23 protein-coding genes are annotated in these 25,565 nt (G+C 65.7%); 6 read left to right on the top strand and 17 right to left on the bottom strand.

Annotated elements, in window-relative coordinates:
- Positions 1-24 precede the first annotated feature (24 nt).
- From GD429_RS03685 to GD429_RS03710, 5 genes are all read right to left on the bottom strand, one after another.
- Positions 25-1,701 (bottom strand): methyl-accepting chemotaxis protein, encoded by a 1,677-nt coding sequence (locus tag GD429_RS03685; protein ID WP_152855713.1) that lies wholly within the window; start codon positions 1,699-1,701, stop codon positions 25-27.
- A gap of 126 nt (positions 1,702-1,827) precedes the next feature.
- Positions 1,828-2,961 (bottom strand): response regulator, encoded by a 1,134-nt coding sequence (locus GD429_RS03695; protein WP_152855714.1) that lies wholly within the window; start codon positions 2,959-2,961, stop codon positions 1,828-1,830.
- 475 nt (positions 2,962-3,436) lie between these two features.
- Entirely contained in the window at positions 3,437-5,020 is a 1,584-nt protein-coding gene (locus GD429_RS03700) for a Na+/H+ antiporter (protein ID WP_152855715.1), read from the bottom strand.
- A 228-nt stretch (positions 5,021-5,248) separates the two neighbouring features.
- Entirely contained in the window at positions 5,249-6,682 is a 1,434-nt protein-coding gene (locus GD429_RS03705; protein WP_152855716.1) for an aldehyde dehydrogenase family protein, read from the bottom strand.
- A gap of 29 nt (positions 6,683-6,711) precedes the next feature.
- A complete protein-coding gene (locus GD429_RS03710; RefSeq protein WP_152855717.1) occupies positions 6,712-8,352 on the bottom strand; it encodes an acetolactate synthase large subunit in 1,641 nt (546 codons plus the stop codon).
- A gap of 349 nt (positions 8,353-8,701) precedes the next feature.
- Between GD429_RS03710 and GD429_RS03720 the strand changes: the two genes are divergently transcribed.
- A complete protein-coding gene (locus GD429_RS03720; RefSeq protein ID WP_152855718.1) occupies positions 8,702-9,019 on the top strand; it encodes a type II toxin-antitoxin system RelE/ParE family toxin in 318 nt (105 codons plus the stop codon).
- 3 nt (positions 9,020-9,022) lie between these two features.
- On the top strand, positions 9,023-9,322 hold the full coding sequence (locus GD429_RS03725) for an addiction module antidote protein (RefSeq protein WP_034185118.1): 300 nt from the start codon (positions 9,023-9,025) through the stop codon (positions 9,320-9,322).
- A gap of 48 nt (positions 9,323-9,370) precedes the next feature.
- On the opposite strand, the gene GD429_RS03730 is transcribed toward GD429_RS03725, so the two are convergent.
- From GD429_RS03730 to GD429_RS40265, 6 genes are all read right to left on the bottom strand, one after another.
- Positions 9,371-10,657 (bottom strand): DUF445 domain-containing protein, encoded by a 1,287-nt coding sequence (locus GD429_RS03730; protein ID WP_152855719.1) that lies wholly within the window; start codon positions 10,655-10,657, stop codon positions 9,371-9,373.
- A 212-nt stretch (positions 10,658-10,869) separates the two neighbouring features.
- The gene (gene andAa, locus GD429_RS03735; RefSeq protein ID WP_152855720.1) at positions 10,870-12,090 is read right to left on the bottom strand and encodes an anthranilate 1,2-dioxygenase system ferredoxin--NAD(+) reductase; all 1,221 of its coding nucleotides are present in this window, start codon (positions 12,088-12,090) and stop codon (positions 10,870-10,872) included.
- Positions 12,080-12,406 carry an anthranilate 1,2-dioxygenase ferredoxin subunit AndAb gene (gene andAb, locus GD429_RS03740; protein ID WP_152855721.1) on the bottom strand — a complete coding sequence of 109 codons (327 nt, stop codon included), beginning with the start codon at positions 12,404-12,406 and terminating at the stop codon, positions 12,080-12,082. Before andAb ends, andAa begins: the two co-directional genes overlap by 11 nt.
- 17 nt (positions 12,407-12,423) lie before the next feature.
- Positions 12,424-12,900 carry an anthranilate 1,2-dioxygenase small subunit AndAd gene (andAd, locus tag GD429_RS03745; protein ID WP_131948025.1) on the bottom strand — a complete coding sequence of 159 codons (477 nt, stop codon included), beginning with the start codon at positions 12,898-12,900 and terminating at the stop codon, positions 12,424-12,426.
- A 14-nt stretch (positions 12,901-12,914) separates the two neighbouring features.
- Positions 12,915-14,186, bottom strand: a complete 1,272-nt coding sequence (gene andAc, locus GD429_RS03750) for an anthranilate 1,2-dioxygenase large subunit AndAc (protein ID WP_152855722.1) — start codon at positions 14,184-14,186, stop codon at positions 12,915-12,917.
- Between the two features lie 69 nt (positions 14,187-14,255).
- Complete coding sequence (locus tag GD429_RS40265; protein ID WP_193727047.1) at positions 14,256-14,399, bottom strand: hypothetical protein; 144 nt, start codon at positions 14,397-14,399, stop codon at positions 14,256-14,258.
- On the opposite strand from GD429_RS40265, the gene andR reads away from it, so the two are divergent.
- Complete coding sequence (gene andR, locus GD429_RS03755; RefSeq protein ID WP_152855723.1) at positions 14,398-15,357, top strand: anthranilate 1,2-dioxygenase regulatory protein AndR; 960 nt, start codon at positions 14,398-14,400, stop codon at positions 15,355-15,357. The two genes, GD429_RS40265 and andR, sit on opposite strands and share 2 nt — an antisense overlap.
- A gap of 144 nt (positions 15,358-15,501) precedes the next feature.
- On the opposite strand, the gene GD429_RS03760 is transcribed toward andR, so the two are convergent.
- Positions 15,502-16,395, bottom strand: a complete 894-nt coding sequence (locus tag GD429_RS03760) for a LysR family transcriptional regulator (protein ID WP_152855724.1) — start codon at positions 16,393-16,395, stop codon at positions 15,502-15,504.
- A 91-nt stretch (positions 16,396-16,486) separates the two neighbouring features.
- On the opposite strand from GD429_RS03760, the gene GD429_RS03765 reads away from it, so the two are divergent.
- Genes GD429_RS03765 through catC form a run of 3 tightly spaced genes read left to right on the top strand, consistent with a single transcriptional unit; the run spans position 16,487 to position 18,889 of the window.
- Positions 16,487-17,620, top strand: coding sequence for a muconate/chloromuconate family cycloisomerase (locus GD429_RS03765; protein ID WP_152855725.1), 1,134 nt, complete (start codon positions 16,487-16,489; stop codon positions 17,618-17,620).
- 32 nt (positions 17,621-17,652) lie between these two features.
- Positions 17,653-18,555, top strand: coding sequence for a catechol 1,2-dioxygenase (gene catA, locus GD429_RS03770; protein WP_152855726.1), 903 nt, complete (start codon positions 17,653-17,655; stop codon positions 18,553-18,555).
- A 43-nt stretch (positions 18,556-18,598) separates the two neighbouring features.
- On the top strand, positions 18,599-18,889 hold the full coding sequence (gene catC / locus GD429_RS03775; protein ID WP_152855727.1) for a muconolactone Delta-isomerase: 291 nt from the start codon (positions 18,599-18,601) through the stop codon (positions 18,887-18,889).
- Between the two features lie 156 nt (positions 18,890-19,045).
- Here catC and GD429_RS03780 read toward each other — a convergent pair whose 3' ends face one another.
- The 5 genes from GD429_RS03780 to tssA form a co-directional block, all read right to left on the bottom strand.
- Positions 19,046-20,233 carry a hypothetical protein gene (locus GD429_RS03780; protein WP_152855728.1) on the bottom strand — a complete coding sequence of 396 codons (1,188 nt, stop codon included), beginning with the start codon at positions 20,231-20,233 and terminating at the stop codon, positions 19,046-19,048.
- 246 nt (positions 20,234-20,479) lie between these two features.
- Complete coding sequence (gene tssJ / locus GD429_RS03785) at positions 20,480-21,013, bottom strand: type VI secretion system lipoprotein TssJ (RefSeq protein WP_152855729.1); 534 nt, start codon at positions 21,011-21,013, stop codon at positions 20,480-20,482.
- Positions 21,014-21,026: 13 nt separating this feature from the next.
- The gene (gene tssG / locus GD429_RS03790; RefSeq protein WP_415748922.1) at positions 21,027-22,184 is read right to left on the bottom strand and encodes a type VI secretion system baseplate subunit TssG; all 1,158 of its coding nucleotides are present in this window, start codon (positions 22,182-22,184) and stop codon (positions 21,027-21,029) included.
- Positions 22,148-23,962: a type VI secretion system baseplate subunit TssF gene (tssF, locus tag GD429_RS03795; protein WP_152855731.1), complete on the bottom strand. Its 1,815-nt coding sequence runs from the start codon at positions 23,960-23,962 to the stop codon at positions 22,148-22,150. Before tssF ends, tssG begins: the two co-directional genes overlap by 37 nt.
- Before the next feature lie 9 nt (positions 23,963-23,971).
- Positions 23,972-25,555, bottom strand: coding sequence for a type VI secretion system protein TssA (gene tssA, locus GD429_RS03800; protein ID WP_152855732.1), 1,584 nt, complete (start codon positions 25,553-25,555; stop codon positions 23,972-23,974).
- Positions 25,556-25,565: the final 10 nt, after the last annotated feature.

The raw sequence follows: 25,565 nt of genomic DNA on the forward strand, positions 1-25,565 counted from the left end.
CGCCGTTCTGCGGGTCGCCGCGCGTCACGCGTCGACCTTGAAGCGCGACACGCTGGTGCGCAACTGGTTCGCGACGAGCGTCAGGTCGTCGATCGCCTGCGACGACTGGCGCAGCGACTCGGCGGTCTGCTGCGCGGCTTCGGACAGCTGCGACAGCGCCTGCGTGATCTGCTCCGCGCCGTTCGCCTGCGTCTGCATCCCTTCGTTGACCATCTGGAAGCGCGGCGCGAGCGTCTGCACCTCGGCGATGATCTGCGACAGCTGCCCGCCGACCTGCTGCACGTCGAGCATCCCGCGGCGCACTTCCTCCGAGAACTTGTCCATCCCCATCACGCCCGCCGACACGGCCGACTGGATTTCCTTCACCGTCTGCTCGATGTCGTAGGTCGCAACGGCCGTCTGGTCGGCGAGGCGGCGGATCTCGGTCGCCACGACCGCGAAGCCGCGGCCGTACTCGCCGGCCTTCTCGGCCTCGATCGCCGCGTTCAGCGACAGCAGGTTGGTCTGGTCGGCCACCTTCGTGATCGTCGCGACCACCTGGTTGATGTTCAGCGCCTTCTCGTTGAGGATCGCGAGCTTCGCGTTCACCGAACCGGCCGCGTCCATCACGCTGCGCATCGTCTCGCCCATCCGCGTGAGCCCGCTCTGGCTCACGCCCGCGAGCGTCGCCGACTGCTCGGCCACGCCGGCCACCTCGTTCATCGTGCGCAGCAGGTCGCGCGACGTCGCGAAGATCTCGCGCGAGGTCGCGCCGATCTCGGTCGTCGTGGCCGCGGTTTCGTTCGCGGTCGCCTGCTGCTCGCGCGACGTCGCCGCGATCTCGGCGACCGAAGTCGTCACCTGAAGCGACGATTGCTGCGCGCGCGAGACCAGCTCGGTCAGCTCGTCGGCCATCCGGTTGAAGCCCGTCTCGAGCGTGCCGAATTCGTCGCCACGGCGCAGGTCGAGGCGGCGCGTCAGGTTGCCGGTGCGCATCACGTCGTGCACTTCGACGAGCCGCGCCATCGGTACGGTAACCGAACGGAACAGCAAATAGCCGAGCGCGATCGCGGACAGCAGCATGACCGCCAGTGCGGTCGCGAGCACGACCTCGGTGTCCTGCACGGATTCGCGGATCAGCTTCGCGGACTGGTCGGCGAACTTGCGGTTCTCCTGTACCAGCGTATTCGCATTGCGCACGACCTCGACCCACACGGGCTGCACCTTCGCGTAGGCGGCAACGGCATCGTCGCGCGACAGGCGGTGTTTCTGCACGGCTTCGTTCAGCAGCGGCAGGTAGCGATCGTAGGAGCCGCGAAACGTCGCGAAGCGCTGACGGTCGTCGTCGCGGAACGTCGTGTTCTGGTATTCGACCGACAGCGACTCGACTTCCTTCAGCGCTTCGGCGATTTTCGCGAGATCGCGCTGCACGGCTTCGGGGTCGGTGTCGACGAACGTGGCCTGCTGCAGCTGCGCGAACGATTCGTTGACCGAGCCGCGCAGCGACGCCGCGAGGTAGACGCCGGGCAGCGAGTCGCGCTCGATGCTGACGGCTTCGCTGTTGATCGCGCGCAGGCGCTCGTACGACACGCCGGCTGTCACCAGCATCAGCACGAACAGCACGCCGAAGCTGAGCAGGATGCGATTGCCGAGCGTCAGCCGGGCAGCGCCGATCGTCGGATGCAGGCTTTCATTGGTCGCACGGGGCGTCACTGTGGCCATGTTCGTTATGGGCTTTCTAAAATCAGCGTTGAAAAAATCCACGCCCGCCTGCGCGCCGATCGGCGCGCCACGAGCGCCTCGTGGTCGAATGCGGACGACGCGGCGCCGGCAGGCCGCGCCGCGAAATCACCGCTCCGCTTGCGCCGGCAGTCGAAGCGCGACCATGAAGCCGCGCACCGTGTTGCGCATCAGAATCCGGCCGCGATGCCGCGCCGCCGTCGCGCGGACGAACGCGAGCCCGAGGCCGAAGCCGCCGCGCGCCGCGCCATGCGCGGATTCGAGCTGCACGAACGACTCGGTCGCGGCCGTGCGCTGCTCCGGTGCGATACCGGCGCCGGTATCCTCGACGCCGATCAGCCAGGCACCGTCCTCGCCGCTCAGCGTGCAATGCACGTCCGTGCCGGCCGGGCCGTACTTCAACCCGTTGTCGATCAGGTTCGCGACCGCGCGCGTGAGCATCATGCGGTCGCCCATCGTCACGCACTCGGTATCGGGCACGTGCGCGACGACCCGGCTGCCGCACGCGGCCGCCTTCTCCCAAAGCTGGTCGACGGCATCGAGCACGATCTCGTTGAGACTCACGACCTCGTGCGCGCGTCGCTCGGACTGCGCGCGGGTCAGGTGGATGAAACCGTCGGCGAGCGCGAGCGCGCGCCGCGCATGGCCGGCGATGCGCTCCATGATCGCCGGCATGTCGCCGTGTTCGGTCCGGTAGACGTCGAGCAGCGCGAGAATCGAGGTCTGCGGCGAACGCATGTCGTGCGACAGGAAATCGAGCGCCTCGTCGCGCTGCCGCGACATCAGATACGAATTCGAGTGATAGCGGATGCGTGCGGTCAGCTCCATCGCGTCGGGGAGCTTCACCAGATAGTCGTTCGCGCCGGCGATGAACGCCTCGCGCTTGACGATCGGCTCCTCCTTCGCGGACAGCACGATGATCGGCACGCGTGCGGTGCCGGCGTTCGCGCGCCATGCGCGGACGAGATCGAGGCCGTCGAACTCCGGCATCACGAGATCCTGCAGGATGACCGTCGGCTTCACGTCGCGCGCGACCGCCATCGCCCGGTGCGCGTCGGTGCACACGTGCAGATCGATGTCGTGTTCGCTGCGCAGCGCGCGTCGGATCACCTCGCCGACGAACGGTTGATCGTCGACCAGGAGAACCGAAAGCCCCGATTCAAGACAATCCGGAGCATTATCACCGCTCGATTCTTTCATAAATACAGTTTCAAACGCCGAACCTCCAATCGATTCTTTCATGGGAGTTGTTTATCCGACTTGGACGCTATCTTATATTGCGGGTTGATAAACCCGCCTGATTCCGCCGATTTGGCCTGTCGGCACTGCCTTGCGGGGCGCCGGGCGCCGGTTTTTCCCCGTCGACGACCGCATTACCTCCGCATTCTTTCTCTCAATAAACATAACCGGCTGATTCTAAATGAAATTAGAACACAGCATCTATCTCCTTCCGGTTTAGTTTTGCCAAATATGCGGAAAGAGCCGCAATCAGATAAATCAGATCATTTCCGGATTCGAAAGACGATAACGTTTGCGCGGCCGGCACGGCGAGGTTTGCATGCGCTGCAAGGCCCGCTCGCAAGATGTATTGGGGCCTGATGCGAATGCATAGAATCGGCTCGAGGAAGGGAGAAAAAAGCGGCGCGCCGGGCGAGGCCCGCCTCGCACGCGCATGGAGCCGGCAGGAAGCCGGCCCACGTGATGGCGGCGCGGCCGCCTATCCGCGCGCGTGGTGCGCGGACACTTCCTGCAGGTCGAGATCGCGTTCGAGCATGTGCAGCATCTCGTCGTGGATGCGGCCCGAACGGTGCAGGCGCAACAGTTCCGCACGCCCGGCCCTGATCGCGGCCAGCACCACGTCGTAGTGCGCGGTGCGCACTTCCGCCGGATACGCGGGTTCGTTCTTCGCCCGCTCGGTCATTTCCGCGCGATACGTGTATTGCTCGAGCAGGCGCGGATGGATCACCACGCCGTTCTCGTCGCGCACGAGCGACTGGATCGCCGCGAGCTGCGCGGCCTCGACGTACGCCCACGTCTGCGGCTCCGTCAGATGATGCGCGGCGCGCTCCTCGCGTTGCGGCAGGCGCAGCAGCCGGATCAGCGGCCCGATCGTCGTGCCCTGCAGCAGCACCGTGACGAGGATCACCGCGAACGACGCGACCAGGATCACGTCGCGGCCGGGCATCGCCTCCGGCAGCGACAGCGCGATCGCCAGCGTGACGACGCCGCGCATCCCGGCCCAGCTCATGATCGTCGCGGCCTTCCAGTCGGGCGCGTCGCCGCGCCGCGCGATCCCGCGCACCGGCCACTTCATTGCCTCGACCGCGTAGATCCACACGAAGCGCGACACGATCACCGCCGCCAGCACCGCGAGCACCGGCGGCACCATCGTGCCGAGCACCTGCTCGAAGCCGCCGAGCCGATGCATCGCGCCGCGCAGCGACAGCCCGATCAGCACGAACACCATCGCTTCGAGCAGGAACACGATGACCTGCCAGAACGCGGTGCCGCGCGTGCGCACCGCCGCCGAGAACACCTCGTGCTGATGCCAGCCGATGATCATGCCGGCCGTGACGGTCGCGATCACGCCCGACACCTCGACCATTTCGCCCGCGATATACGCGATCCAGCCGGCGATCACCGCGACGGTGATCACGAGATAGTCGTCGTCGAGCAGCTTCAGGAACCATACGACGAGCCTGCCGACCACGAAGCCGACCACCACGCCGCCGAGCCCGAGCTCCGCGAAGCGCACGACCGCGTGCTCGAGGCTGAACGCGCCGGTCAGCGCGGCCGCGACCGCGAAGCGGAACAGCACGAGGCCGGCCGCGTCGTTCAGCAGGCTTTCGCCTTCGAGCAACACCATCAGCCGGCGCGGCAGCGCGACACGTTCGAGCACGGCCTTCGCAGCGACCGCGTCGGGCGGCGACACGATCGCGCCGAGCGCGAAGCACGCGGCCCACGGCAGCGCCGGCGCGACCCAGTGCACGGCGAAACCGACCGCGAACGTCGTGAACACGACCGCGCCGATCGCGAGCAGCAGGATGCCGCCGACGTTGCGCTTGAACTCCTCCCACACGGAGAAGTAAGCACCGTCCATCAGCAGCGGCGGCAGGAACACCAGCAGCACCAGTTCGGGATCGAGGTTGATCGGCGGCAGTCCGGGGATGAACGCGATGCCGATGCCGCCGATCAGCAGCGCGGCCGCGGGCGGCAGCCGCAACCGCTTGGCGATGCATTCGAGCGCGACGATCGCCAGGAATGACAACAGAACCAGCTTGAATGCCGAGACGGGAGACATGAATCGACCTCGTGAAGAATGAATTCGCGCTTTCCGGCGTCGTACCCCGGTCGGCAGTTCGGCGCGATTACATCACGATGCGATGCCCGCAGTCGAGTGCGTTCGGGAGCCCGTCACGCGGCACGGGCACGAGGCGGCCCGCTGCGCGCACCGCGATGAAAAACGGCACGCGGGCCGGCACGATCGCCCACCCGCGTGCCGTCGCGGCACCGCGCTGCCCGCCCCGCGTTACCGGCGCCGCACGACCATCAACCGCGGCTCGGTCATGTCCTCGATCGCGTAGCGGACCCCTTCGCGGCCGAGGCCCGAATCCTTCACGCCGCCGTAAGGCATGTTGTCGACGCGGAACGACGGCACGTCGTTGATCACGACACCGCCGACCTCCAGCTCGTCCCACGCGCGCTGCGCATGCGTGAGCGAATCGGTGAACACGCCGGCCTGCAGCCCGAAATCGCTGTCATTCACGCGCGCGAGCGCGTCGTCGAACCGGTCGAATTTCTCGAGGATCGCGACGGGGCCGAACGCCTCCTTGCGGTACAGGTCCTGCTCGCGCCCGACGTTTTCCAGCAGCGTCGCCTCGAACATCGCGCCGTCGACCTTGCCGCCCGCGACGATCTTCGCGCCCGCCGCGACGGCCGCATCCATCCAGCCCGACAGCCGGCGCGATTCGGATTCGGAAATCATCGGGCCGACGAACGTCGACGGATCCTTCGGATCGCCCATCTTCAGCGAACGCGTCTTCGCGATCAGCTTCTCGCGCAGCGCATCGTACAGATCGGCACGCACGAGGATCCGCTGCACGCCGATGCAGCTCTGGCCCGACTGGTAGTACGCGCCGAACGCGAGACGCTCGACCACGTAGTCGAGCCGGTCGCGCTGGTCCGCATCGACGATCGCGGCCGCGTTGCCGCCGAGTTCCAGCACGACTTTCTTCTTGCCGGCCTTCTCCTTCAGCGCCCAGCCGACGGCCGGCGAGCCCGTGAACGACAGCAGCTTGAAGCGCTCGTCGGTCGTGAAGAGATCGGCACCGTCGCGATGCGCGGGCAGCACCGAGAACGCGCCCTTCGGCAGGTCGGTTTCCGCGAGCACCTCGCCGATGATCAGCGCGCCGATCGGCGTGCGGCTCGCGGGCTTCAGCACGAACGGACAGCCGGCCGCGAGCGCGGGCGCGACCTTGTGCGCGGCGAGATTCAGCGGAAAGTTGAACGGCGAGATGAACGAGCACGGACCGACCGGCACGCGCTTCGTGTAGCCCGTATAGCCCTGCGCACGCGCGGAGATCTCGAGGTTGATGATCTCGCCGTCGATGCGCACCGATTCCTCGGATGCGACGCGGAACGTATCGATCAGCCGCGTCACTTCACCCTTCGAATCGTTGATCGGCTTGCCGGCCTCGATGCACAGCGCCTCGGCCAGCTCGTCGAAACGCTCGCGAAAGCGCGCGACGCAATGGTCGAGCACGGCCTGCCGCTTGAAGGCCGGCAGCTCGCGCATCGGTTTCGCGGCATCGACCGCCGCGCCGATCGCCGCATCGATCGCCTTCGCGTCGGCCAGCGCGACGCGCGTCGCGACCTTGCCGCTGAACTTGTCCGTCACTTCCAGATCGGTGTTCGCGTAGACCGCCTCGTTGGCGAGGTAGTACGGATAGGTTTCCTTCAACATGGAACGACTCCTTCCTGTGAACGGGGAATTCAGAGTTGCGCCGACAGCCGCTTGATCTCGCGGTTCAGCACGCGCTCGTTGTCCGAGTAGTCGATCGGCACGTCGATCACGTGCACGCCCGGCGCCGAGAAGCACTCGCGCAGCAGTGGCTCGAGATCGTCGGCCGATTCGACGCGATGCCCGTGCGCGCCGTAGCTTTGCGCATACGATACGAAATCGGGGTTCTGCAGCGTCATCGCGAAATCGGGGAAATTCATGTTCTCCTGCTTCCAGCGGATCATCCCGAAGGCATCGTCGCGCAGGATCATCACGACGATGTCGAGCTTCAGCCGCACGGCCGTTTCGAGTTCCTGCGAATTCATCATGAAACCGCCGTCGCCGCACACGGCGATCACCTTGCGCTGCGGATGCACGATCTTCGTCGCGATCGCCGACGGCAGGCCCGCGCCCATCGATGCGAGCGCGTTGTCGAGCAACAGCGAGTTCGGCTCGTGCGCGCGCCAGTAGCGCGCGAACCAGATCTTGTACATCCCGTTGTCGAGACAGACGATCCCGTCGGTCGGCAGCGCGTTGTACAGGTCGCCCACGATGCGCACCGGGTACATCGGGAAGCGCGGGTCGTGCTGGCCCTTCTCCAGATGCGCGTCGAAATGCTCCTTGATCATCGCGAAGCGCACGAAATCCCAGTGCGGCTGCGGGACGATCGCTTCCGTCATCTGCCACACCGCGTTCGCGATGTCGCCAACCACCTCGATCTGCGGAAAATAGACGGGATCGACCTGCGCGCCGAGGAAGTTCACGTGGATCACGGTCTTGTCGTCCGCGTGCATGAAGAACGGCGGCTTCTCGATCACGTCGTGGCCGACGTTGATGATGCAGTCCGCATGCTCGATCGCGCGGTGCACGAAGTCGCCGTCGGACAGCGTCGCGTTGCCGAGCCACAGCGGGTGCGTCTCGTCGATCACGCCCTTGCCCATCTGCGTCGTGAAGAACGGGATGCCCGTCTTGTCGACGAATTCGCCGAGGATCTTGCGGGTCGTCTTGCGGTTGCCGCCCGCGCCGATCATCAGCAGTGGATGGCGCGCGGCCTGGATCGCGTCGACCGCATGCGCGACCGCCTTCTCCTCGGCCACCGGCCGCCGGCTGTAGCTGCGCGGGATCGGCTTGCCGTCGCCTTCCTCGTGCGCGATGTCTTCCGGTAGCTCGAGATGCACGGCGCCCGGGCGCTCTTCCTCGGCGCGGCGGAACGCTTCGCGCACGGCCGACGGGATGTTGCCGATCGACACGATCTGCCGCGTGAACTTCGTGAGCGGCTGCATCATGTCGACCACGTCGACGATCTGGAAGTGGCCCTGCTTGCTGGACTTGATCGGTTTTTGCCCGGTGATCATCAGCATCGGCATCCCGCCGAGCTGCGCATACGCGGCGGCCGTCACGAGGTTCGTCGCGCCGGGCCCGAGCGTCGCGAGACACACGCCGGTGCGGCCCGTCAGGCGGCCGTAGGTGGCGGCCATGAAACCGGCCGCCTGCTCGTGCCGGGTCAGCACGAGCTTGATCCTGGATCGCCGCAGCGACTCGAGCAGATCGAGGTTTTCTTCGCCGGGAATGCCGAATACGTACTCGACGCCTTCGGCTTCCAGCGCCTTCACGAACAGATCCGATGCTTTCATGGGGGACTCTCGGTTATGCCGCCTGCCCGGCATACGGACACGCGGCGTACATGACGCGCGCCGGCCTACGGCACGCGGACGCTTTACCTACCGGACACAGACCACGGCACTGCTCGCCGCGCCATGAGCGATGCGCGGCGGCGCCTCCGGATACCGGAGGACGAACGGACCCGCCCGTGCGCGGCGGGCGCGCACGGGCGGCAAAGACGTTTTTGATTGTAGACGGATTCGAAAGATTTCGACTTCGGCCAAACGGCCATTTGACGCGCAAACAAAGCAGGCAGCCCTAATGTAGCGACTACGGAATAGCCCGATACACCTGTGAACCATGGTTGACATACTGCTATCAATGCCCTACAGTGCGCCTACGTACAGCATCCGGACCACCGACGTCTTCGACGCATGGTTTGCCGGCCTGAAGGATCGCGTCGCGAAGCGCCGCATCCAGGCGCGCATCGACCGCCTGTCGATGGGTAATCCGGGCGACTGGAAATCCGCCGGCTCGCCGGTCGTCGAGATGCGTATCGACCATGGCCCCGGTTATCGCGTCTACTACGTCCGGCGCGGAACGATCTGGGTCATCCTGCTCTGCGGCGGCGATAAATCGACGCAACAGGCCGACATACGCGCCGCGCACGCGATGCTTGCGCATCTCGACATGGAGTGATCGATGGACAAGATCAGCACCCGGCCGTGGGATTCGGCCGACCATCTGCAAACCGAAGACGACATGGCCGATTACTTCGAGGCCTGCCTGCAAGAGGCCGGCGACGATCCGGCCTTCATCGCGCACGCGCTCGGCGTGATCGCACGCGCTCGCGGCATGTCGCAGGTCGCGCGCGATGCGGGCCTGTCGCGCGAAGGGCTGTACAAGGCGCTGTCGCACGACGGCAACCCGAGCTTCGGCACGATCCTGAAGGTCATCAAGGCGCTCGGCCTGCAACTGCACGGCTCGAAAGCGCGCGCGTGATGCACGGGCGCGCGGCATCGCGCCCTTTCCGCGATGTCCGTGGCCGCATCAATGCAGCCACCCGGCCGCCCAGCGCGGCACCAGCGACACCAGATACAACCCGAGCCCGATCAGCCCGCCGACCAGCGTGCCGTTGATGCGGATGTACTGCAGATCCTTGCCGATGTTCAGCTCGATCTGCCGCGACATCTCGCGCGCATCCCAGTTGCGCACCGTATCGCGAATGTGACGCATCAGGAAATCGGCGAAATCCGGCGCCATCTCGTGCACGGCCTTCTCGATATGCTCGTTCAGCGACGCGCGCAGCGCCGGGCTTTCGGCGAGCCGCGCGCCGAGCCAGCCGCCGAGCGTCGCGGCCTGCCGGTGCAGCGTCGAATCGGGGCGCGCGAGATCGGCCTTCAGCCACGCGCGCAACTGGTCCCACAAGTCGCGCGCATATTCGTTGAACGCATCGCCGTCGCGAATGTAGCGCTTGATCTCGTCGCCCTTCGCGATGAACGCGGGATCGTGCTTCAGCCGCTCGGTCAGCCGCGCGACCGTCCGGTCGAAGCGCTGCCGCAACTCGTGCTCGGGGTCGGCCGCCACACCCTCCAGCACACGGCTCACCGCGCTGGCGAGCATCCGCGCGCCGTTCTCGCCGAACCACTGCGTCGGTATGATCTTCTCGACCTTCGGGTACTGCGTCTTCAGCCATTCGACGATGAAGCCCGCGATCACCTCGCGGTTCTCCTCCTTGTCGAGCACGTCGACCACCTGTTCGATCGCATCGTCGAGCAGCGCCTGGTGGCGGCCGTCCTTCGTCAGCGTGTCGAGGATCGCGCCAACCGATTGCGACAGGTCGACCCGGTCGATCACCGCGCGAAACGCGTCGTGGACGAACGACTGGATCCGCGCGTCGTCGGTCATGTCGAGCGCGAAGCCCATCAGCTTCGTCACATAACCGCCGAGCGCGTCGGTGTTCGCCGGCTCGCCGAGCCAAGCGCCGAGTTTCTGCGCGGGATCGTGCTGGCGGATCTGCGCGGCGAGCGCGTCAGGGCCGAGGAACTTCTCGCGCACGAACACCGCGAGATTGTCGGCGATCTTGTCCTTGTTCTTCGGGATGATCTCGGTATGGCGCGATACGAACGGGATCGGCACGCGGCGGAACAGCGCGACGACCGCGAACCAGTCGGCGAGCGCGCCGACCATCGCGGCCTCGGCCACGGCCTTGACACCGTCGACCCACTGGCCGCGCGGCAGCAGGATCGTCGTGACGAACACCGCGACCGCGGCCAGCAGCAGCCACAGCGCGCGGCGCTTGCTTCGTTTCAGTTCGAGGGCTTTGTCTGGCGGCATGGAGGACGAGCGGATCGGCGATGCCGCTAATATCCCCGATTTCGCACCGGCAGACAAACGCGCGGCATGATGCGCGACGGGCCCGCGCGACCGCCGCCGCGCATCACGTCACCCGCCACGTCGCGCAACCGTCCGGCAAACGCGCGGCCGGCGACGTCATCGCCGATGCAATCCGACTGCCGCGCTTGCCATGCTCGACGCGCCTGCCGCCGTTACAGGAACGTCTTCAGGTTCACCGCCGGATCGGCGAGTTTCACCGGATCGGGCACCGCCCCCGCCGCGATCAGCCGGCGCGATGCGCCGATGTCGCGCCCCAGGTTCGCCGCGGCCACCGCGACAATCCTGCCGTCGTCGCCCAGCCCGAACACCGTGAACGGCCCGCTCGCCGGATCGCCGCGCACGACGATCGTGCGTTCGCTGCCGAACAGCCCGAGCATCTGCAGGTTGCAGTCGTACTGATCGGACCACAGCCACGGCAGCTCGGCATAGGCTTCGTCCGCGCCGAGCAGGTTCGCGGCCGCGACGGCCGGCTGGTTTTCGGCGACCTGCCACGATTCGATCCGCACGTGACGCCCGAGCAGCGGATTGAAGTGCATCGTCACCTCGCCCGTCGCGAAGATCGCGGGATCGGCGGTGCGGCAGCCCGCGTCGACGCGTATCCCGTTGTCGACGTCGAGCCCGGCCGCCTGTGCGAGCTCGACATTGGGCACCACGCCGATGCCGACCACGACGATATCGGCCTGCACGTCGCCGCGATCGGTCTCGACGATCGCACCGCCGGACGGCGCACGACGAATCGCACGCGGCAGCGTCGCCACCTGAAACACCACGCCGCGCGCGTCGTGCAACTGACGCGCATACGCGCCGACGACTTCCGGCAACGCACGCTGCAGCAATCGGGGAGCAGGATCGATCACCGTCACGTCGCAACCGAGCTGGCGCGCCGCAGCCGCGACCTCGAGGCCGATGAACCCGCCGCCGAGCACCGCGACGCGACGGCCCGGCGCAAGCTTCGCGCGCAATGCACGCGCATCGTCAACGGTGCGAACGTAACGCGGCTCGACACCTTCGTCGATCGCGCCGCCGAACGTGCGCACCCGCGAGCCCGTCGCGAGCACGAGCCGCGCGTACGGCAGCGTCGTGCCGTCGTCGAGCCGCACGCGCTGCGCGTCGCGCTCGATCGCCTCGACACGCGTGCCGAGCCGCAGCTCGATGCGCTGCGTGTCGTACCACGCCGCATCGCGCACGAACGCGCGCTGCTCGCCGCCGTCGCTCAGCAGCGCATCCTTCGACAGCGCGGGCCGGTCGTACGGCAGCTCGCGCTCCGCGCCGATCATCACGATGCGCGCGGCGGCATCGCGTTCGCGCAGCGCTTCGGCCGTGCGCCGGGCCGCGTGGCCCGCGCCGACGATCACGAACGGATCAGCCGACATTGACTTCCACCTGCCCGTCGACGATCCGGAGCGGATAGGTCCGCACCGGCTCCGTGATCGGCGCGCATTTCGGCGCGCCGGTGCGGATGTCGATCAGCCCCTGGTGCAGCGGGCATTCGACGCAACCGTCCTCCACATAACCTTCGGACAGCCGCGCATGGCCGTGCGTGCAAAGGTCGTGCATCGCGAACAGTTCGTCGCCGATCCGGAACACGGCGACCGGCTTCTGGCCGGCGACGCGCGCCGCCGGTTCGTCTTCGGAGAATTCGTCGAAAGCGCCGAGCGGATGCCACTCGGCGAGCGTTGCTTCGGTCATGTCGGTTCCTTGCTTCGTCAGATCGGGGTTGCGAGCAGCGTCTGCACGCGCGACGTGTCGTAGATCACGCGCTTGGTCTTGTAGCGCAGCCCGTCGGGTGTGCGCACGACCGTGTCGTAGTACTTGCCGGCCTGGTACACGTTCGACTCGCCGTTGCTGCGCGTCTGCACGACCACGTAGTTGCTCTCGGTGTCGATCTCGCCGTCGCGTTCCGCGACGATCGTCAGGCCCGACGTCATGTGCCGGTACGTGTGCTCTTCAAAGATGTTCGCGTGCCGCAGCGACACCACGCGGTCGCGCAGCATCCGCTGGTTCGTGCAGTGGACGATCCCGACCGGCAGCCCGAGATCCGCGTTCTCCTTCGGCACGATTTCGTATGTGCAGTCCTCGGTGAACATTTCCGGCCAGCGTTCGAGCCGGTCGTTGTCGAGGTGCCCGATGTAGCGGTTCTGGAGCATGTAAATCTCGAACCACGTCTTCATGTCTTCCGTCATTTCTCGCTCCCGCTTCAATAGCCCATCAGCTTCTGGTAGCCGACCCAGAACTTGCGGATCAGGCTTTCGGTGATCACCGTGTCCTGCTGGTCCGGATTGCCGCGCGACATCTCGATCACCGACGTCGCATCGCCGTCGCGCACCGTGCCGCGCTGCACGAGCTCGGTCGCCTCCGTGTCCTCCATCGAGATATAGCCGGCCGGCCCGACGAGGTTCGCCTGCTTGATGCGCAGCGCGCGCAGCTCGGGCGTGTCGTCCGCATAGCCGAAGAAGTGGAAGATCAACTCGAAGTTGTCGGGGCCCTTCGGCAGGATCTGTCGCGCGACCAGCGTGTTGTGGATCTGCTGGATCACGAGCTGCGGAAAGATCGGCTGGATATGGTTCGTGCAGTCCTCGTCGTATTCCGATACGAGATCGAGGATCGATTCGTCTTCGAGGTGGAAGCCCTCGTCGAACGAACGGATGTTCTGCTGCTTGTACGCGGCCGACGTGTCGTCGTTCGTCTTCGTCACCGTGATGATGCTGTGCAGCCCGTGGTTCGCGTCCGGAATCGAACGCGCCTTCATCCCGACGCGGAAGATGTTGAAGGTCGTATGGAACAGGTGCAGCATGCTCGCGTGATACGGGTCCTTCACGTTCTCCATGTACAGCTTCCAGTTCGACTTCGAATACTGGCGCGTGCAGCCGAGATACTCGATCGGCTTGTGGAAGATCCGGTCGATCCACGGGCGCATCTGCTCGCCGAGGTAGTCGGGCAGCGGCATCACGTCGTCGCTGAAGGTCGCGAACACCAGCCCGCGATAGCTGTCGACGCGCAGCTTGCGCAGCCCGTGCTGCTTCGGATCGAAATCCGCCGGCATCCCGGTCATCCCCTTCTGGCCGCGCCGGAACGGCACGCCGAGCAGGTTGCCCGTGTTGTCGAAGCTCCACTGGTGATACACGCACGTGTGCGAGCTGGCGTTGCCGCGCGACTTGCGGCATACCTGCGCGCCGCGGTGCGCGCAGCGGTTCACCCACGCGGCGAGCGTGCCGTCCTCGGCACGCGTGACGACCACCGGCGTGTCGCCGACGAACGTGCTCTTGAAGTCGCCGGCGTTCGGGATTTCCGCTTCCAGCGCGACGAAGTTCCACGTCGGCCCGCGGAAGATGCGTTCCTGCTCGCGGTCGTAGACCGCACGCGAGCTGAACACCTTGTACGGCACGCGCGAGCCGTCGTCGTGCGGAAACCTCACGTCGGACGCGTCGTCGCGCGCGGCGAATACGACGGGCGATTCTGTCTGCTCCATGTCGGACTCCTTGTTGATCCGTTTCATTAATAAGATGGAGTCCATTTTTGAGAGGCTAATATTCTCCGTCTATCCGGAAAGTGCGATTGCGGCGGCGCAATATCCACTTTCGGCGGATTTCTGAGCTAGCATGACGGCACACACGACACCGCGTCCGATCGCGCCCCATTCGTCGGATCGAAGCGCGCCGTCCACAATCAGGCTGATGCCCATGTCCCCAATGTCGTTCGAGCCGCTCGCGCTGCGCGCGCACCGGCTGTTCGAATCCCGTGATCTCGACGAGACGCGCGAGCGGATCTCGCGCGTGATGCAGCCGCACGCGCTGCTGCCGAACGGCCGCGTGCACGGCGCGTCGCACATGGATTTCGTCAAGCTCGGCGGGCTCGGGATCGGCACGATCGCGTTCGGTGACGCGATGCGCGTGCAGGTCGACGCGGTCGACGGTTATTACCTGCTGATGTTCTGCCTGTCCGGCCAGGCCGAGGTGCGCGCGATGGGGCGGCAGCTCGGCGTCGACGGCCGGACCGGCGTGCTGTGCGCGCCCGGTGAGCGCTTCGACGCGGTGCTGTCCGCCGATTGCGAGCAGTTCGTGCTGCGCATCGACGCGGCGACCGTCGGCTCGCTGACCGGCGATCCGCGCGCGACGCTCGACCCCGTGCTGCATATCAGCGACGCCGCGCTCGCCGCATGGCGCCAGCAGCTGATGCTCGTCGCGCGTTCGCCCGAACTGCTCGAACGCGCGAACGCGAACCCGCGCGTCGCGTCGCAGCTCGAGCACCTGCTGATCGACCTGCTGATCGAAGGCCATCCGCCGTCCGTGCTGCACGCGTCGCACCGCGACCCGGCGCCGGGCTTCGTGCGGCGCGCGCAGGAGTTCGTGAACGCGCATTACGCGCAGCCGCTGCAGCTCGCCGATATCGTCCGCGCCGCCAACGTGCCGGAACGGACGCTGCGCGACGCGTTCCTGCAGTTCCGCGGGATGAGCCCGATGCAATACCTGCGCGCGACGCGGCTCGACCATGCGCGCGAGCTGTTGCGCGGCGCGGCGTCTGACCGGCGAATTGCCGATGTCGCGCTCGATTGCGGGTTTACCCACCTTGGACGGTTCGCGATCGCGTACCGGGAGAAATTCGGGGAATCGCCGTCGGAGACGCTCGACGGGAAGCGTTAGCGACCAGTACGCTGGTGCACCCGGCGGCTTGCCGGCCGGTGGCCGCCTCGCACACTGCGGTATGACATTGCGCCGCCCTTTCCGCATTCGCCGGCGCACGTTGAAACAGACCGTTAGTTGCGGTTCAGAAAGCAACGACGATCGTTACGCCGCCCCCGGCACGATCATCTCCCGCGCGATCGCGCAGAACGCTGCAGTCGCCGCGCTTTCTCCGTGCAGCCGGCGGCTCATGATGATCGGCGACGTCGCGACGGGCTCAGGCAGCCGCCGGTACACGACGCCCCTCACGCGCACGCCCTCCACGCTTTCCGGCACCAGCGACACGCCGACTTCCGCGGCAACCAGCCCGAGCGCCGTCTGCAGTTCGCGCACCTCGTGGACGGCCGCCGGCACCAGCCCGCCGTCGCGCAATGCGGATAGCTGCTGATCGGCGAAGCTCGGCCGCGGCGTGCTCGGATAGACGATCAGCGTCTCGTTCGCGATATCCGCGAGCGCGAGCGGCCGGTCGGGATCGGCAAGCGGATGCCCGACCGGCAGCGCCGCGATCAGCTTTTCCTCGATCAGCGCCTCGCGCACGAGCTGGTCGTCGTCGAAACGCAGGCGGCCGAACCCGACGTCGATTCGCCCGCCCTTCAGCGCGCCGAGCTGCTCCAGCGTGAACATTTCGATCAGCGACAGCTCGACGTCCGGCTGCGCCTCGCGAAACGCGCGGATCACGTCCGGCAGCGCGCCGTACAGCGTCGACGGCACGAAGCCGATCACGATCCGCTCCGACAGTTGCGCGAGCCGCCGCGTCAGCGGCCCGAGCTCGTCGGCCTGGTCGACGAGGCGCTTCGCCTGCGTATAGAACACGCGCCCGGCGTCCGTCAGCTTCAGCGGCCGCGCGCCGCGCTCGAACAGCGGCAACCCGATCTCGTCCTCGATCGCCTGAAGCTGGCGGCTCAGCGGCGGCTGCGTCATGTGCAGCCGCTCGGCAGCCCGCGTGATGTTCATTTCCTCGGCGACGGCGATGAAGTAGCGGAGCTGGCGCAATTCCATTTCATGCCTCAAAGGTATGGAAGTAGTCGGAAAGAGTGTTGGACGACGCGGGGCGGGAATTCCTACCATGTGCACCAACAGGAGGAATCGCATGATAGCAACTGCCGCCACCATCGAACGCATCGAGACGCTGCTCGTCGACGTGCCAACGATCAGGCCCCACAAATTGTCGGTCGCCACGATGAATTGCCAGACCCTCGTACTGGTCCGTATTCGATGCACGGACGGTATCGAAGGCGTCGGCGAGGCAACGACCATCGGCGGTCTCGCATACGGCGAGGAGAGCCCCGAAAGCATCAAGGTCAACATCGACACCTACTTCGCGCCGCTGCTGCAGGGCATGGACGCGACGCGTCCGGGCGCCGCGATGGCGCGGGCGCGCAAGCTGTTCCAGGGCAACCGCTTCGCGAAGTGCGCGATCGAGACCGCGCTGTTCGACGCGCAGGCGCACCGTCTCGGCGTGCCGCTGTCCGAGCTGTTCGGCGGCCGCAGGACCGATGCGGTGGACGTCGCCTGGACGCTCGCGAGCGGCGACACGCAGCGCGACATCGCAGAAGCCGAAGCGATGCTCGAAGCCCGCCGCCACCGCGCGTTCAAGCTGAAGATCGGCTCGAACGCGGTCGCCGACGACGTCGCGCACGTGGTCGCGATCAAGCGCGCGCTCGGCGAGCGCGGCGACGTGCGGGTCGACGTGAACCAGGCGTGGAGCGAAACCGACGCGATCTGGGCCGGCGCGCGGCTCGCGGAAGCCGGCGTGAGCCTGGTCGAGCAGCCGATCGCCGCGACCAACCGCGCGGGGCTGAAACGCCTCACGCAGCTCGCGCAGGTTCCGATCATGGCCGACGAGGCGCTGCACGGCCCCGTCGATGCGTTCGCGCTCGCGCAGGATCGCGCGGCCGACGTGTTCGCGGTGAAGATCGCGCAATCGGGCGGCCTGCAGGGCGCGGCGAGCGTCGCGTCGATCGCGGCGGCGGCCGACATCGAACTGTACGGCGGCACGATGCTCGAGGGCGCGGCCGGCACGATGGCGTCCGCGCAACTGTTCAGCACGTTCGACTCGCTGAAATGGGGCACCGAGCTGTTCGGCCCGCTGCTGCTCACCGAGGAAATCCTCGTCGAACCGCTGCGCTACCAGGATTTCAAGCTGCACCTGCCGGCGACGCCCGGCCTCGGCATCACCTTCGACTGGGCCCGCATCGAACGGATGCGACGCGACGCCCGCTGATCCCCACACGACAACCGAAACCGGAGACACAGATGAACAAGCAAGCCATCGACGCCCTGCTGAAGACCTTCGACGACGCCGCCGAGAAGCCCGGCAACCCGCGCGTGCGCGCGATCGTCAACCGGATCGTGAAGGACATCTGCTACACGATCGAGGACTTCGACGTGCAGCCGAGCGAGTTCTGGACGGCGCTGAACTACCTGAACGAAGCCGGCCGCGAATTCGGGCTGATCGCCGCGGGCCTCGGCCTCGAGCGCTTCCTCGACGTGCGGATGGACGAGGCCGAGGAAAAGGCGGGCATCCAGGGCGGCACGCCGCGCACGATCGAAGGGCCGTTGTATGTCGCCGGTGCGCCGGAATCGGTCGGCCATGCGCGTCTCGACGACGGCACCGATCCGGGCCAGACGCTCATCATGCGCGGCCAGGTGCTCGGCAACGATGGCGCGCCGATCGCGAATGCGCTGGTCGAGGTGTGGCACGCGAACCATCTGGGCAACTACTCGTACTTCGATCAGTCGCAGCCCGCGTTCAACCTGCGCCGCTCGATCCGCACCGACGCCGAGGGCCGCTACAGCTTCCGCAGCGTGCTGCCGGTCGGCTACAGCGTGCCGCCGGGCAGCAAGACCGAGCAACTGCTCGACCAGCTCGGCCGCCACGGCCATCGTCCGGCGCATATTCACTTCTTCGTTTCGGCGGACGGTTATCGTAAGCTGACGACGCAGATCAACATCGAAGGCGATCCGCACATCTGGGACGACTTCGCATTTGCGACCCGCGAAGGGCTGATCCCGAAGATCAAGCAGGCCGAAGGCACGGAAGGCAAGCCGTATGGTGTCGATGGGCAGTTCGCGCTGATCGACTTCGATTTCTCGCTGCTCAAGGAAAAGCAGGACGTGCCGGCGAGCGAAGTCGAGCGTGCGCGCGCGCAAGCCTGAGCGGCTTTCCCGTTCGGCGAATCGATAACGCAAGGAGTACAGGATGCTGTTTCATGTGGAAATGACGGTCCGTCTGCCGGTGGACATGGATCCGGTCAAAGCGGCGACGCTGAAGGCGGAAGAAAAGGCGATGTGCCAACGGCTGATGAACGAAGGGATCTGGCGGCATCTGTGGCGGATCGCGGGGCGCTATGCGAACGTCAGCATTTTCGATGTCGAGAGCGTGCAGCAATTGCATGATCTGTTGAGCCAGTTGCCGCTGTTTCCGTATATGGAGCTCGAGGTGCGGGCGCTGTGCCGGCATCCGTCTTCGGTGCGGGAAGACGATCGGTAAGCCGGCGGTCGGCCAGGCTGCCGCACGGCGGCGGCCACCGACAACACGGGCGACCTGCGATTGCATCGCGGGTCGCCCGTTTCACGTCGTCACCCGCAGCGGTGCATGACGTCGCCGCACACGCCTGCGCCCGGCCGTTGCCCGAGGTCGGGCCGGTTACTTCTGCGCATCCGTCTTGTCGGCCACTTCGTCGCCGTACACCTTCGCGATGCGTCGTGCGACGATCGCCTGCATCAGCGTCTTGTCGAAATCGTCGGCGGTCTTCCAGCCGCTGCCGTCCTTGACGAACGTGAAATCACCCTTCAACTGCAGCATCGACGGCGCGCCGATCGCGCCGAGCAGCCGGTCGCGATAATCGATCAGCAGCGGGCATGACACATGGTCGCCGTCGATCTGCTTGCAATCGGCGGCCGGCATGACGCCCAGTACGCTGCTCGTCAGCGTCGTCGGTTCGTCGTCGCCCGGCAGCGGCTTGCCGTAGCTTGGTGAGCGGTCCGACACATTCTTGTCGAGTTGCGCAACGCCCGCCATGAAAACGGTGCCGATCGCTTCACGCCCAAGCGGCGCGCCGAGTTTCGGATCGAGACCTCGGGCGTTATAGCGGGCCGTCACGTATTCCGACGGGAACGCCTGCACGACAAAGGAGCTCTTGTCTTTGTCATCGTGCCGGACCACATAGCCGAGCGTCGTATGGTCGTCGGCAACACTCAGGTCCGCCAGGCAGCCGCGCGAGCCGTTGGCCTCGTCGTAGCCGACTTCACGGTGGTTGCTGACGCGCGGAAAGGTCGTGCTGCTCTGGTCAAGCATCTGCATCGGATTCTTGCGCATCATGTTCATGCGCGCGTCGAACATCAGCGAGGCCAGCGTCTTGACCGTGCTCGATGCGCTGCACGAGGGCGTCGACGCAGGCCACAACAAATAGGCGCCCACCGCCAGCGCGACAGCGAGGCCACCGACGCCGATCAGCACCTGTTTCTTCTTCTGCTCGCGCTGGATCGATGCGACCGTTTCGTTCAGACGCTGTTCGAAGCGAGGCGGATCGATCTCCTCCAGCATTTTCATCAGGACGAGTTTCGCGCGAACGTCCGCGAAGTTGCCGTCCAGCAGCTCCTGCGTCGCCTTCGCCTCGACCTCCGATGTCGTGTAGCCCTCGGCGATCAGCCAGTCGAGCAGCGTGCGGGCGGAATCGGTATCGGGAAGCACGGCCGGTGCGTCCTTCAGGCGCTGCGTGACTCGCGCCGCCTGTTCCTCCGTGAGATAGCCGCCGGCTTCGAGGGCCATCAGCACGCTGGCTCGATCGTCGTGTTCGGTCGATTCCGTGGGGCCCGCTTGTTCGAAAGACATGATTGTTGTTCTCCGTCGAGACCGATTCGCTGCGCAGGCACGCAGCCCCAGGCTCACAAGCCCCACGAGCCCCTCAAGCCCCTCAAGCCCCTCAAGCCCATTATGCAGACGAATCGCGTCGATCTCCGGAAACTACTTGATTTGGCCGAACGTGTCGATATGTTCGTGCCCCGCTTTTGCGCGTGCGGCCGTCTCGTCCGCCCTGCCGGCCGGCCATTTCAAGGCGCTTCAGAGTTTTGCCGCCAGCTATCGGCTAGCCCCGCGCTCCCCTGAATCGCGGCCGCCCGCCAATTCATTTGCCGACAACTCGAGCTTGAGCGGCTTGTCGGCGTCGAGCTTCTTCTTCTCGACGACGCGTTTCCACCCATCGCCGGTTCCCGGAGCGCGATAGAACGCGACGACTGCAACGTACCGCGTATCACCCCGCATCGGCTGAGACAGGCTTGCCGATGCCCCGGGACTCACGACCGTTGACATGTCTGCCTGCAGATCCTGGGCAAGCACGGTCCGATCGTTCTTCAACAGATCGTCGTACGACGCCCCGTCGAACATCTTGCGGTCCTTCAACTGGTAGACGCGAACGGCGACCGATGTAGCGCGCCCCGCGTCATCCTGGTTCAGCGCGGCACGTGAGGTCAAATCGACATTCAGCACCTTCACCTGCTTGAAAAACACCGCACGATAGGCGTTCGACGACGCATCCGAGACAGACTGCCAGGCGCCGCAGCCCGACAGAAGCAATGCTGCGGCAACGGTTGCCGCGCTCTTTCGATTGAACATGAAGGCTCCGGAATCAGATCGTGCGCGGCACGAGATGCGAGTTCGATTGAGGTGTCGGAAATGCCTCATAGATACCGAGCGCGATATCGATCAAGCGCACGTCCTCGGAGGGCAACACCGTGGTCCAGCCGAGACGCGGCGCAGGATCTGCACGCCCTGCCCCGACAACCGGACTCGGAACGAAGCGGGACGACACTTTCATTCGCAAATGCACATCGGCTTTCACGCCGACATACAAGCGAATGAACGCCATCAACTCGCGATGCAACGAAGCGCCCGGCAATAGTTCGTGTGCTTGCTGCGCATCGACGGGTTGCAGCGTCACGCACACGGCACGGCTGCGATACGCGATGCGCCGGCCGAGCACGTAACCGCCGCCGAGACCGACGCGCCGGCCGTCCCGTGAAGCTGCAATCGCCGGGCGTGTCGACGTCAGCGGCATCGGCTGGCCGGCGCTCGTCGTCACCGCCCAGAACTCGTCGACGCGAACGCCGACGCGCGGCGCGGCCAGCGCGATGACGCCGGCCAGTCCTTCAGACGTTCGCGTGCGCTGAATCAGCAGACCGAGCAACGCCAGCATCCGCGATGCCGGCAAACCGGCGCGCGCGGGCTTGTCGCCCCATCCGAACCCTGCCAGACACAACAGGCTCCGGGAATGATCGTCGACACCACCGGCCTGAAAACGCTCGGGATAGCGATATTTCTTCCATGTTCGGTACAGCAGCGTCGCGATGCGATGATTGAACGGGTCGAGAAAAGCCTCGACCGCTTCATGCCCCTCTTCGCGAAGCGCGATCTCGTCGATCGTATGCGACGGCATCGCCGCATCGACCCCGTACAAACCCATGAACGTCGTGCGGATGGTCGGCGGCGCATCGCTATCCTCGTCGTCGATCTCGACCGCTGCCACCTCGCCGGCCGGAAAGCCCAGTCGCGGGCGCGGCCGAAATCGCACCGGCTCGTGTTCCGGCGTATCGCGCGTGCCGAATCCGGGCGTGTCGGGATCACAAGCTTCCAGCAGTCGACAGAACTGCATGAAACTCATCTTCGGCGCACGCACCAGCAGGCTTCCGACAATTGCCGGAAGCTCTTGTACATAGGTCGCTTCGATGCCAACCCGATTGAATGACCGCTTCATAGTGCCGCCCTCTGCACCTTGCCGCGCGGCCACTCCGTCCGAAGCTGGGACGGCAGGCTGACGATCGCCAGCTTCGTAAACAGATTGATCTCTGCATATGCCTCGAAGAACCGATGCAGCAATTCCCCGAACAGCATCACGTCGCCTTCTCCAGAAAAAGCGTGCGAGTCGAGCGTGATCTCGATCAGCACGCCCCGCTCGACTGCACCGCCGGACACCTCTTCGATCAATTCCTGAGACACATGCAGGATGCCCGCGAGCCGTCGTCGGTTCAGCTCGTCGCTGGTCCAGTCGTAAAGCGCCAGGGCGCCGCGCAACACTTCCGCGTTCATCATCGACAGGAAGTTCGGCGCCAGATGCGACAGCACACGCCACTGGAACCGATCCTCCGTCGGCGGATACAGCGGTAACGTCGGCGACACGAGATTACGCACGCCGGCAACGCTTTGCGTGCTGACCGCGATCTCGTTGAGACTTGCCTCGCGCAAACCCTTGCGCGGCAGCATCCCGTTCGTGCCTGTCACGCGCAGGGACAGGCTCTCCTCGGGAAGCGTATCCATCGTTTCCCACGCATGGCCGCCGAGAATCACCCAGGTTTCGTGCAGCCCCGACACGCCGGGACGCACGCGCGTATGGAAATAGCGCTCGGGGGCCTCGTGCCGCAGCATGCCGCCGCGATGACGGAACGTGGCGAACGGCACGTATTCGTATCGTTCCGCCGTATCGTGGTCGAATGTCGCGATCGCATCGACCGAATACGTTTCGACATGCTCGCCCTGATGGCCGGCCGGCACGACGCGATATTCGGTTTCGTGATGATCGATCTCGATCGGCTCGGCGTCGAGTTCGAACAGGTTGATGACCGGCGTGCAGAATAGCCGCACGTTTTCCGCACTGAAACGCTGGTCCGACGGATACGCGTGCTTCAGCACAATTTCGAGTTCGAAGCGGGTCGCACCTTCCGGAAGCTTCGCGACATCGAGTCCGCACAAGTCGACGAACAGAAACTTCTCGCGGAACGTGAAGTATTCGAGCAGAAGCTGATACCCGGAAAACGCAGCATCGGCCTTGGGCCACAATCGCTCTTCCGTCGAGAAGCCCGCGGGCTCGATCGTGACACCTGCGAGCGGCACCGGTTCGCCGTCGCGAATTTCCGGGATGCGCCAGTGGATCGCGTCGACCTGCCTCGTGAGCGCGAGATGCATCGCGAATGCGGTCGGAAGATCCGCGTTCAGATGCACACGCAGGCGCGACAGGTTCGTTTCGTTGCGGAGTGCGGATCCCTCCAATGCGAAGCCGATCCTGATCACCGATCGGCCATCATGGCGCACGGCCGGCCCGGCACGGGTAATCGTAACCGGCTGAAGCGCGACGGGTTGCGTGGTCCGGTACAAGCACTGGATCGTTCGCGGCGCCGAACCTTCGACACCGCCGGGCGACGGGACATTAAGCGGTGCCGACCTGACAGGTGCGCCGGCCGGCACCACTTCGGTCTTCTGCAGTTTCTCCGCGAACGGCATCAACTCCACGATCGACAGCGATGGAATCATTCGCAGATAGTGCGGCCACAACAGGCTGACGAGTCCTTCGGTGAGTTCGGGCAATTCATCGTCGAGCTTTTGTCGGAGCCGGCCGGTCAGAAACGCGAAACCCTCGAAAAGTCGCTCGACGTACGGGTCACGATCACCTACGCGATCGAGATTGAGCAAACGCGCGCGATCGGGATGCGCCTTCGCGAATTCCTTGCCGGATTCGCGCAGATAGCGCATTTCTGCTTCGTAGTAGCGCAGGATGGAGTCGTTGTTATCCATGGAAATCCGTTACGAAAGGGTCAAGGCGCGCGCGGGATCGAGCACGGTCAGTTCGGCCTGCAGTTCAGCAACACGACGCATGAGCGCCGGTTTGTCGGCGTCCTTTCGGCTGCTCATCGCTTTTAATGCCTTGACGAGTTGTTGCTTGACTTCGAACGTCAGCGCCGGCTCCCAGCGCATCAGCGGCAGCGATCGCGACGACGCATCGAGCTCGGCAAGCAGCGCGAGCGACGTATCGGGCCGGCCGGCATGATCGGCCAGGCGGGCCATCACGAGCCGCTGCAGGTAGTGATGCCGATCGGTTCTCATGCCGGGTAGCGCTTCGAGCCATGCGAAGGCCGTCTCGATGCCTTCGCGCGCGGCCAGTTCGCGGGCCTGGGTCTCGATCTCCGGCCAGTCACCGGCGGCGTCGCCGTCGCTATCCGCGGAGACCGGCAGCGGCGCCACCGTCTCGCCCGCCTCCAGGTCGCGCACGACCGCGTGCCGGGCAATCCATTCGAGCGTCGTGTCGTCGGCGAACGGTGTGCCGTCGCTGAATGCGAGTCGTTCGATGCCCGGCAGTCGTTCGAGAAACAGCGCAAAGTCGGCGCGCAACAGTTCGCGCCACGCGCTGTACGGTGTGCCGACGTGATCAAGCGCGACGTGCTGGAAATACTGCAGATCGAACCACAGGTGATTCACGCCTTCCATGAACGCGCCCTCGACACGCTCCAGCAACTCATGCCAGTGCTTCTGCAGCACGAGGCGCTTCATCTGCTGGCGCAACTCGGCGCGCGGCGGAGCCAGACGCGTATGCGATGCGGCATCCGCTGGCGGCACGTCATGCAAGGTGTCCCAGCGAACGCTGCGCACGAGGCGGACCGACGGCAAGTAGCCGTTTTCCTGATCCCGCAGCCACGTCGACATCGAACGTGCCTGATCGAGCAGGTCGCGCGTCGACGCGATCGCGCCGCTCGACGCGGGAACCGACGTGATCTTTTGCTGCGGGACCACGCCCGGATTCGCACCGCGAGCTGGTTCCTCCTTGCGCTCGAAACGGGCAACCAGCGGCTGCAGATTCGGCCGCGCGGCCTCCGGCCAGTTTCCCGTTTGTTCGACGAGCACGTCGAACGCAGCAAGCGCGCGTTCGAGATCGGCCAGCGCAAAGTCGCCGCGGCTGTCCAGCGACTCGATCATGCGCGACGTCGCCAGCATTTCCAGCGCCGCCCGCTTCGCCTCAGCCCGCGCGGGTAACACGGCGTCGCCGAACCGGTCGACGAGCGAAGCGGCCAGTTCGAGTCCGTCGGCAAAGCCTGCCGGACCGTCTTGCCGCAGCCTCGCAAACGTGTAGTAGCCGACCAGACGCAGATCCTTCCCGGTTTCCTTGAGCAATTGCTCACACGTGCGGACGATCAGTCCGTCGTCGATTCCCGACAGCTTGTTTGCTTCGTCCTTCAGTTCGAAGAACGCATCCTCGTAGCCGGGATCGCGGCCGCATGCTTGCTCCCCGGGGATCGGAGCCAGCCAGGCCGCCCAGGTCGTCTGTCGGGATTCCTGCAGCGAATCGACGCGAGGACCTCCGACGAGTGTCTTTACGAAATTGGCAAGCGTCATGGCAGATCTC

Source organism: Burkholderia sp. BE17 (assembly GCF_009362305.1).
Taxonomy (GTDB): Bacteria; Pseudomonadota; Gammaproteobacteria; order Burkholderiales; family Burkholderiaceae; genus Burkholderia; species Burkholderia pyrrocinia_C.

Excerpts from the sequence above, each read along its gene's own strand:
- GD429_RS03685 (WP_152855713.1), bottom strand. The coding sequence starts at position 1,701 with ATGGCCACAGTGACGCCCCGTGCGACCAATGAAAGCCTGCATCCGACG.
- GD429_RS03695 (WP_152855714.1), bottom strand. The coding sequence starts at position 2,961 with ATGAAAGAATCGATTGGAGGTTCGGCGTTTGAAACTGTATTTATGAAA.
- GD429_RS03700 (WP_152855715.1), bottom strand. The coding sequence starts at position 5,020 with ATGTCTCCCGTCTCGGCATTCAAGCTGGTTCTGTTGTCATTCCTGGCG.
- GD429_RS03705 (WP_152855716.1), bottom strand. The coding sequence starts at position 6,682 with ATGTTGAAGGAAACCTATCCGTACTACCTCGCCAACGAGGCGGTCTAC.
- GD429_RS03710 (WP_152855717.1), bottom strand. The coding sequence starts at position 8,352 with ATGAAAGCATCGGATCTGTTCGTGAAGGCGCTGGAAGCCGAAGGCGTC.
- GD429_RS03720 (WP_152855718.1), top strand. The coding sequence starts at position 8,702 with ATGCCCTACAGTGCGCCTACGTACAGCATCCGGACCACCGACGTCTTC.
- GD429_RS03725 (WP_034185118.1), top strand. The coding sequence starts at position 9,023 with ATGGACAAGATCAGCACCCGGCCGTGGGATTCGGCCGACCATCTGCAA.
- GD429_RS03730 (WP_152855719.1), bottom strand. The coding sequence starts at position 10,657 with ATGCCGCCAGACAAAGCCCTCGAACTGAAACGAAGCAAGCGCCGCGCG.
- andAa (WP_152855720.1), bottom strand. The coding sequence starts at position 12,090 with ATGTCGGCTGATCCGTTCGTGATCGTCGGCGCGGGCCACGCGGCCCGG.
- andAb (WP_152855721.1), bottom strand. The coding sequence starts at position 12,406 with ATGACCGAAGCAACGCTCGCCGAGTGGCATCCGCTCGGCGCTTTCGAC.
- andAd (WP_131948025.1), bottom strand. The coding sequence starts at position 12,900 with ATGACGGAAGACATGAAGACGTGGTTCGAGATTTACATGCTCCAGAAC.
- andAc (WP_152855722.1), bottom strand. The coding sequence starts at position 14,186 with ATGGAGCAGACAGAATCGCCCGTCGTATTCGCCGCGCGCGACGACGCG.
- andR (WP_152855723.1), top strand. The coding sequence starts at position 14,398 with ATGTCCCCAATGTCGTTCGAGCCGCTCGCGCTGCGCGCGCACCGGCTG.
- GD429_RS40265 (WP_193727047.1), bottom strand. The coding sequence starts at position 14,399 with ATGGGCATCAGCCTGATTGTGGACGGCGCGCTTCGATCCGACGAATGG.
- GD429_RS03760 (WP_152855724.1), bottom strand. The coding sequence starts at position 16,395 with ATGGAATTGCGCCAGCTCCGCTACTTCATCGCCGTCGCCGAGGAAATG.
- GD429_RS03765 (WP_152855725.1), top strand. The coding sequence starts at position 16,487 with ATGATAGCAACTGCCGCCACCATCGAACGCATCGAGACGCTGCTCGTC.
- catA (WP_152855726.1), top strand. The coding sequence starts at position 17,653 with ATGAACAAGCAAGCCATCGACGCCCTGCTGAAGACCTTCGACGACGCC.
- catC (WP_152855727.1), top strand. The coding sequence starts at position 18,599 with ATGCTGTTTCATGTGGAAATGACGGTCCGTCTGCCGGTGGACATGGAT.
- GD429_RS03780 (WP_152855728.1), bottom strand. The coding sequence starts at position 20,233 with ATGTCTTTCGAACAAGCGGGCCCCACGGAATCGACCGAACACGACGAT.
- tssJ (WP_152855729.1), bottom strand. The coding sequence starts at position 21,013 with ATGTTCAATCGAAAGAGCGCGGCAACCGTTGCCGCAGCATTGCTTCTG.
- tssF (WP_152855731.1), bottom strand. The coding sequence starts at position 23,962 with ATGGATAACAACGACTCCATCCTGCGCTACTACGAAGCAGAAATGCGC.
- tssA (WP_152855732.1), bottom strand. The coding sequence starts at position 25,555 with ATGACGCTTGCCAATTTCGTAAAGACACTCGTCGGAGGTCCTCGCGTC.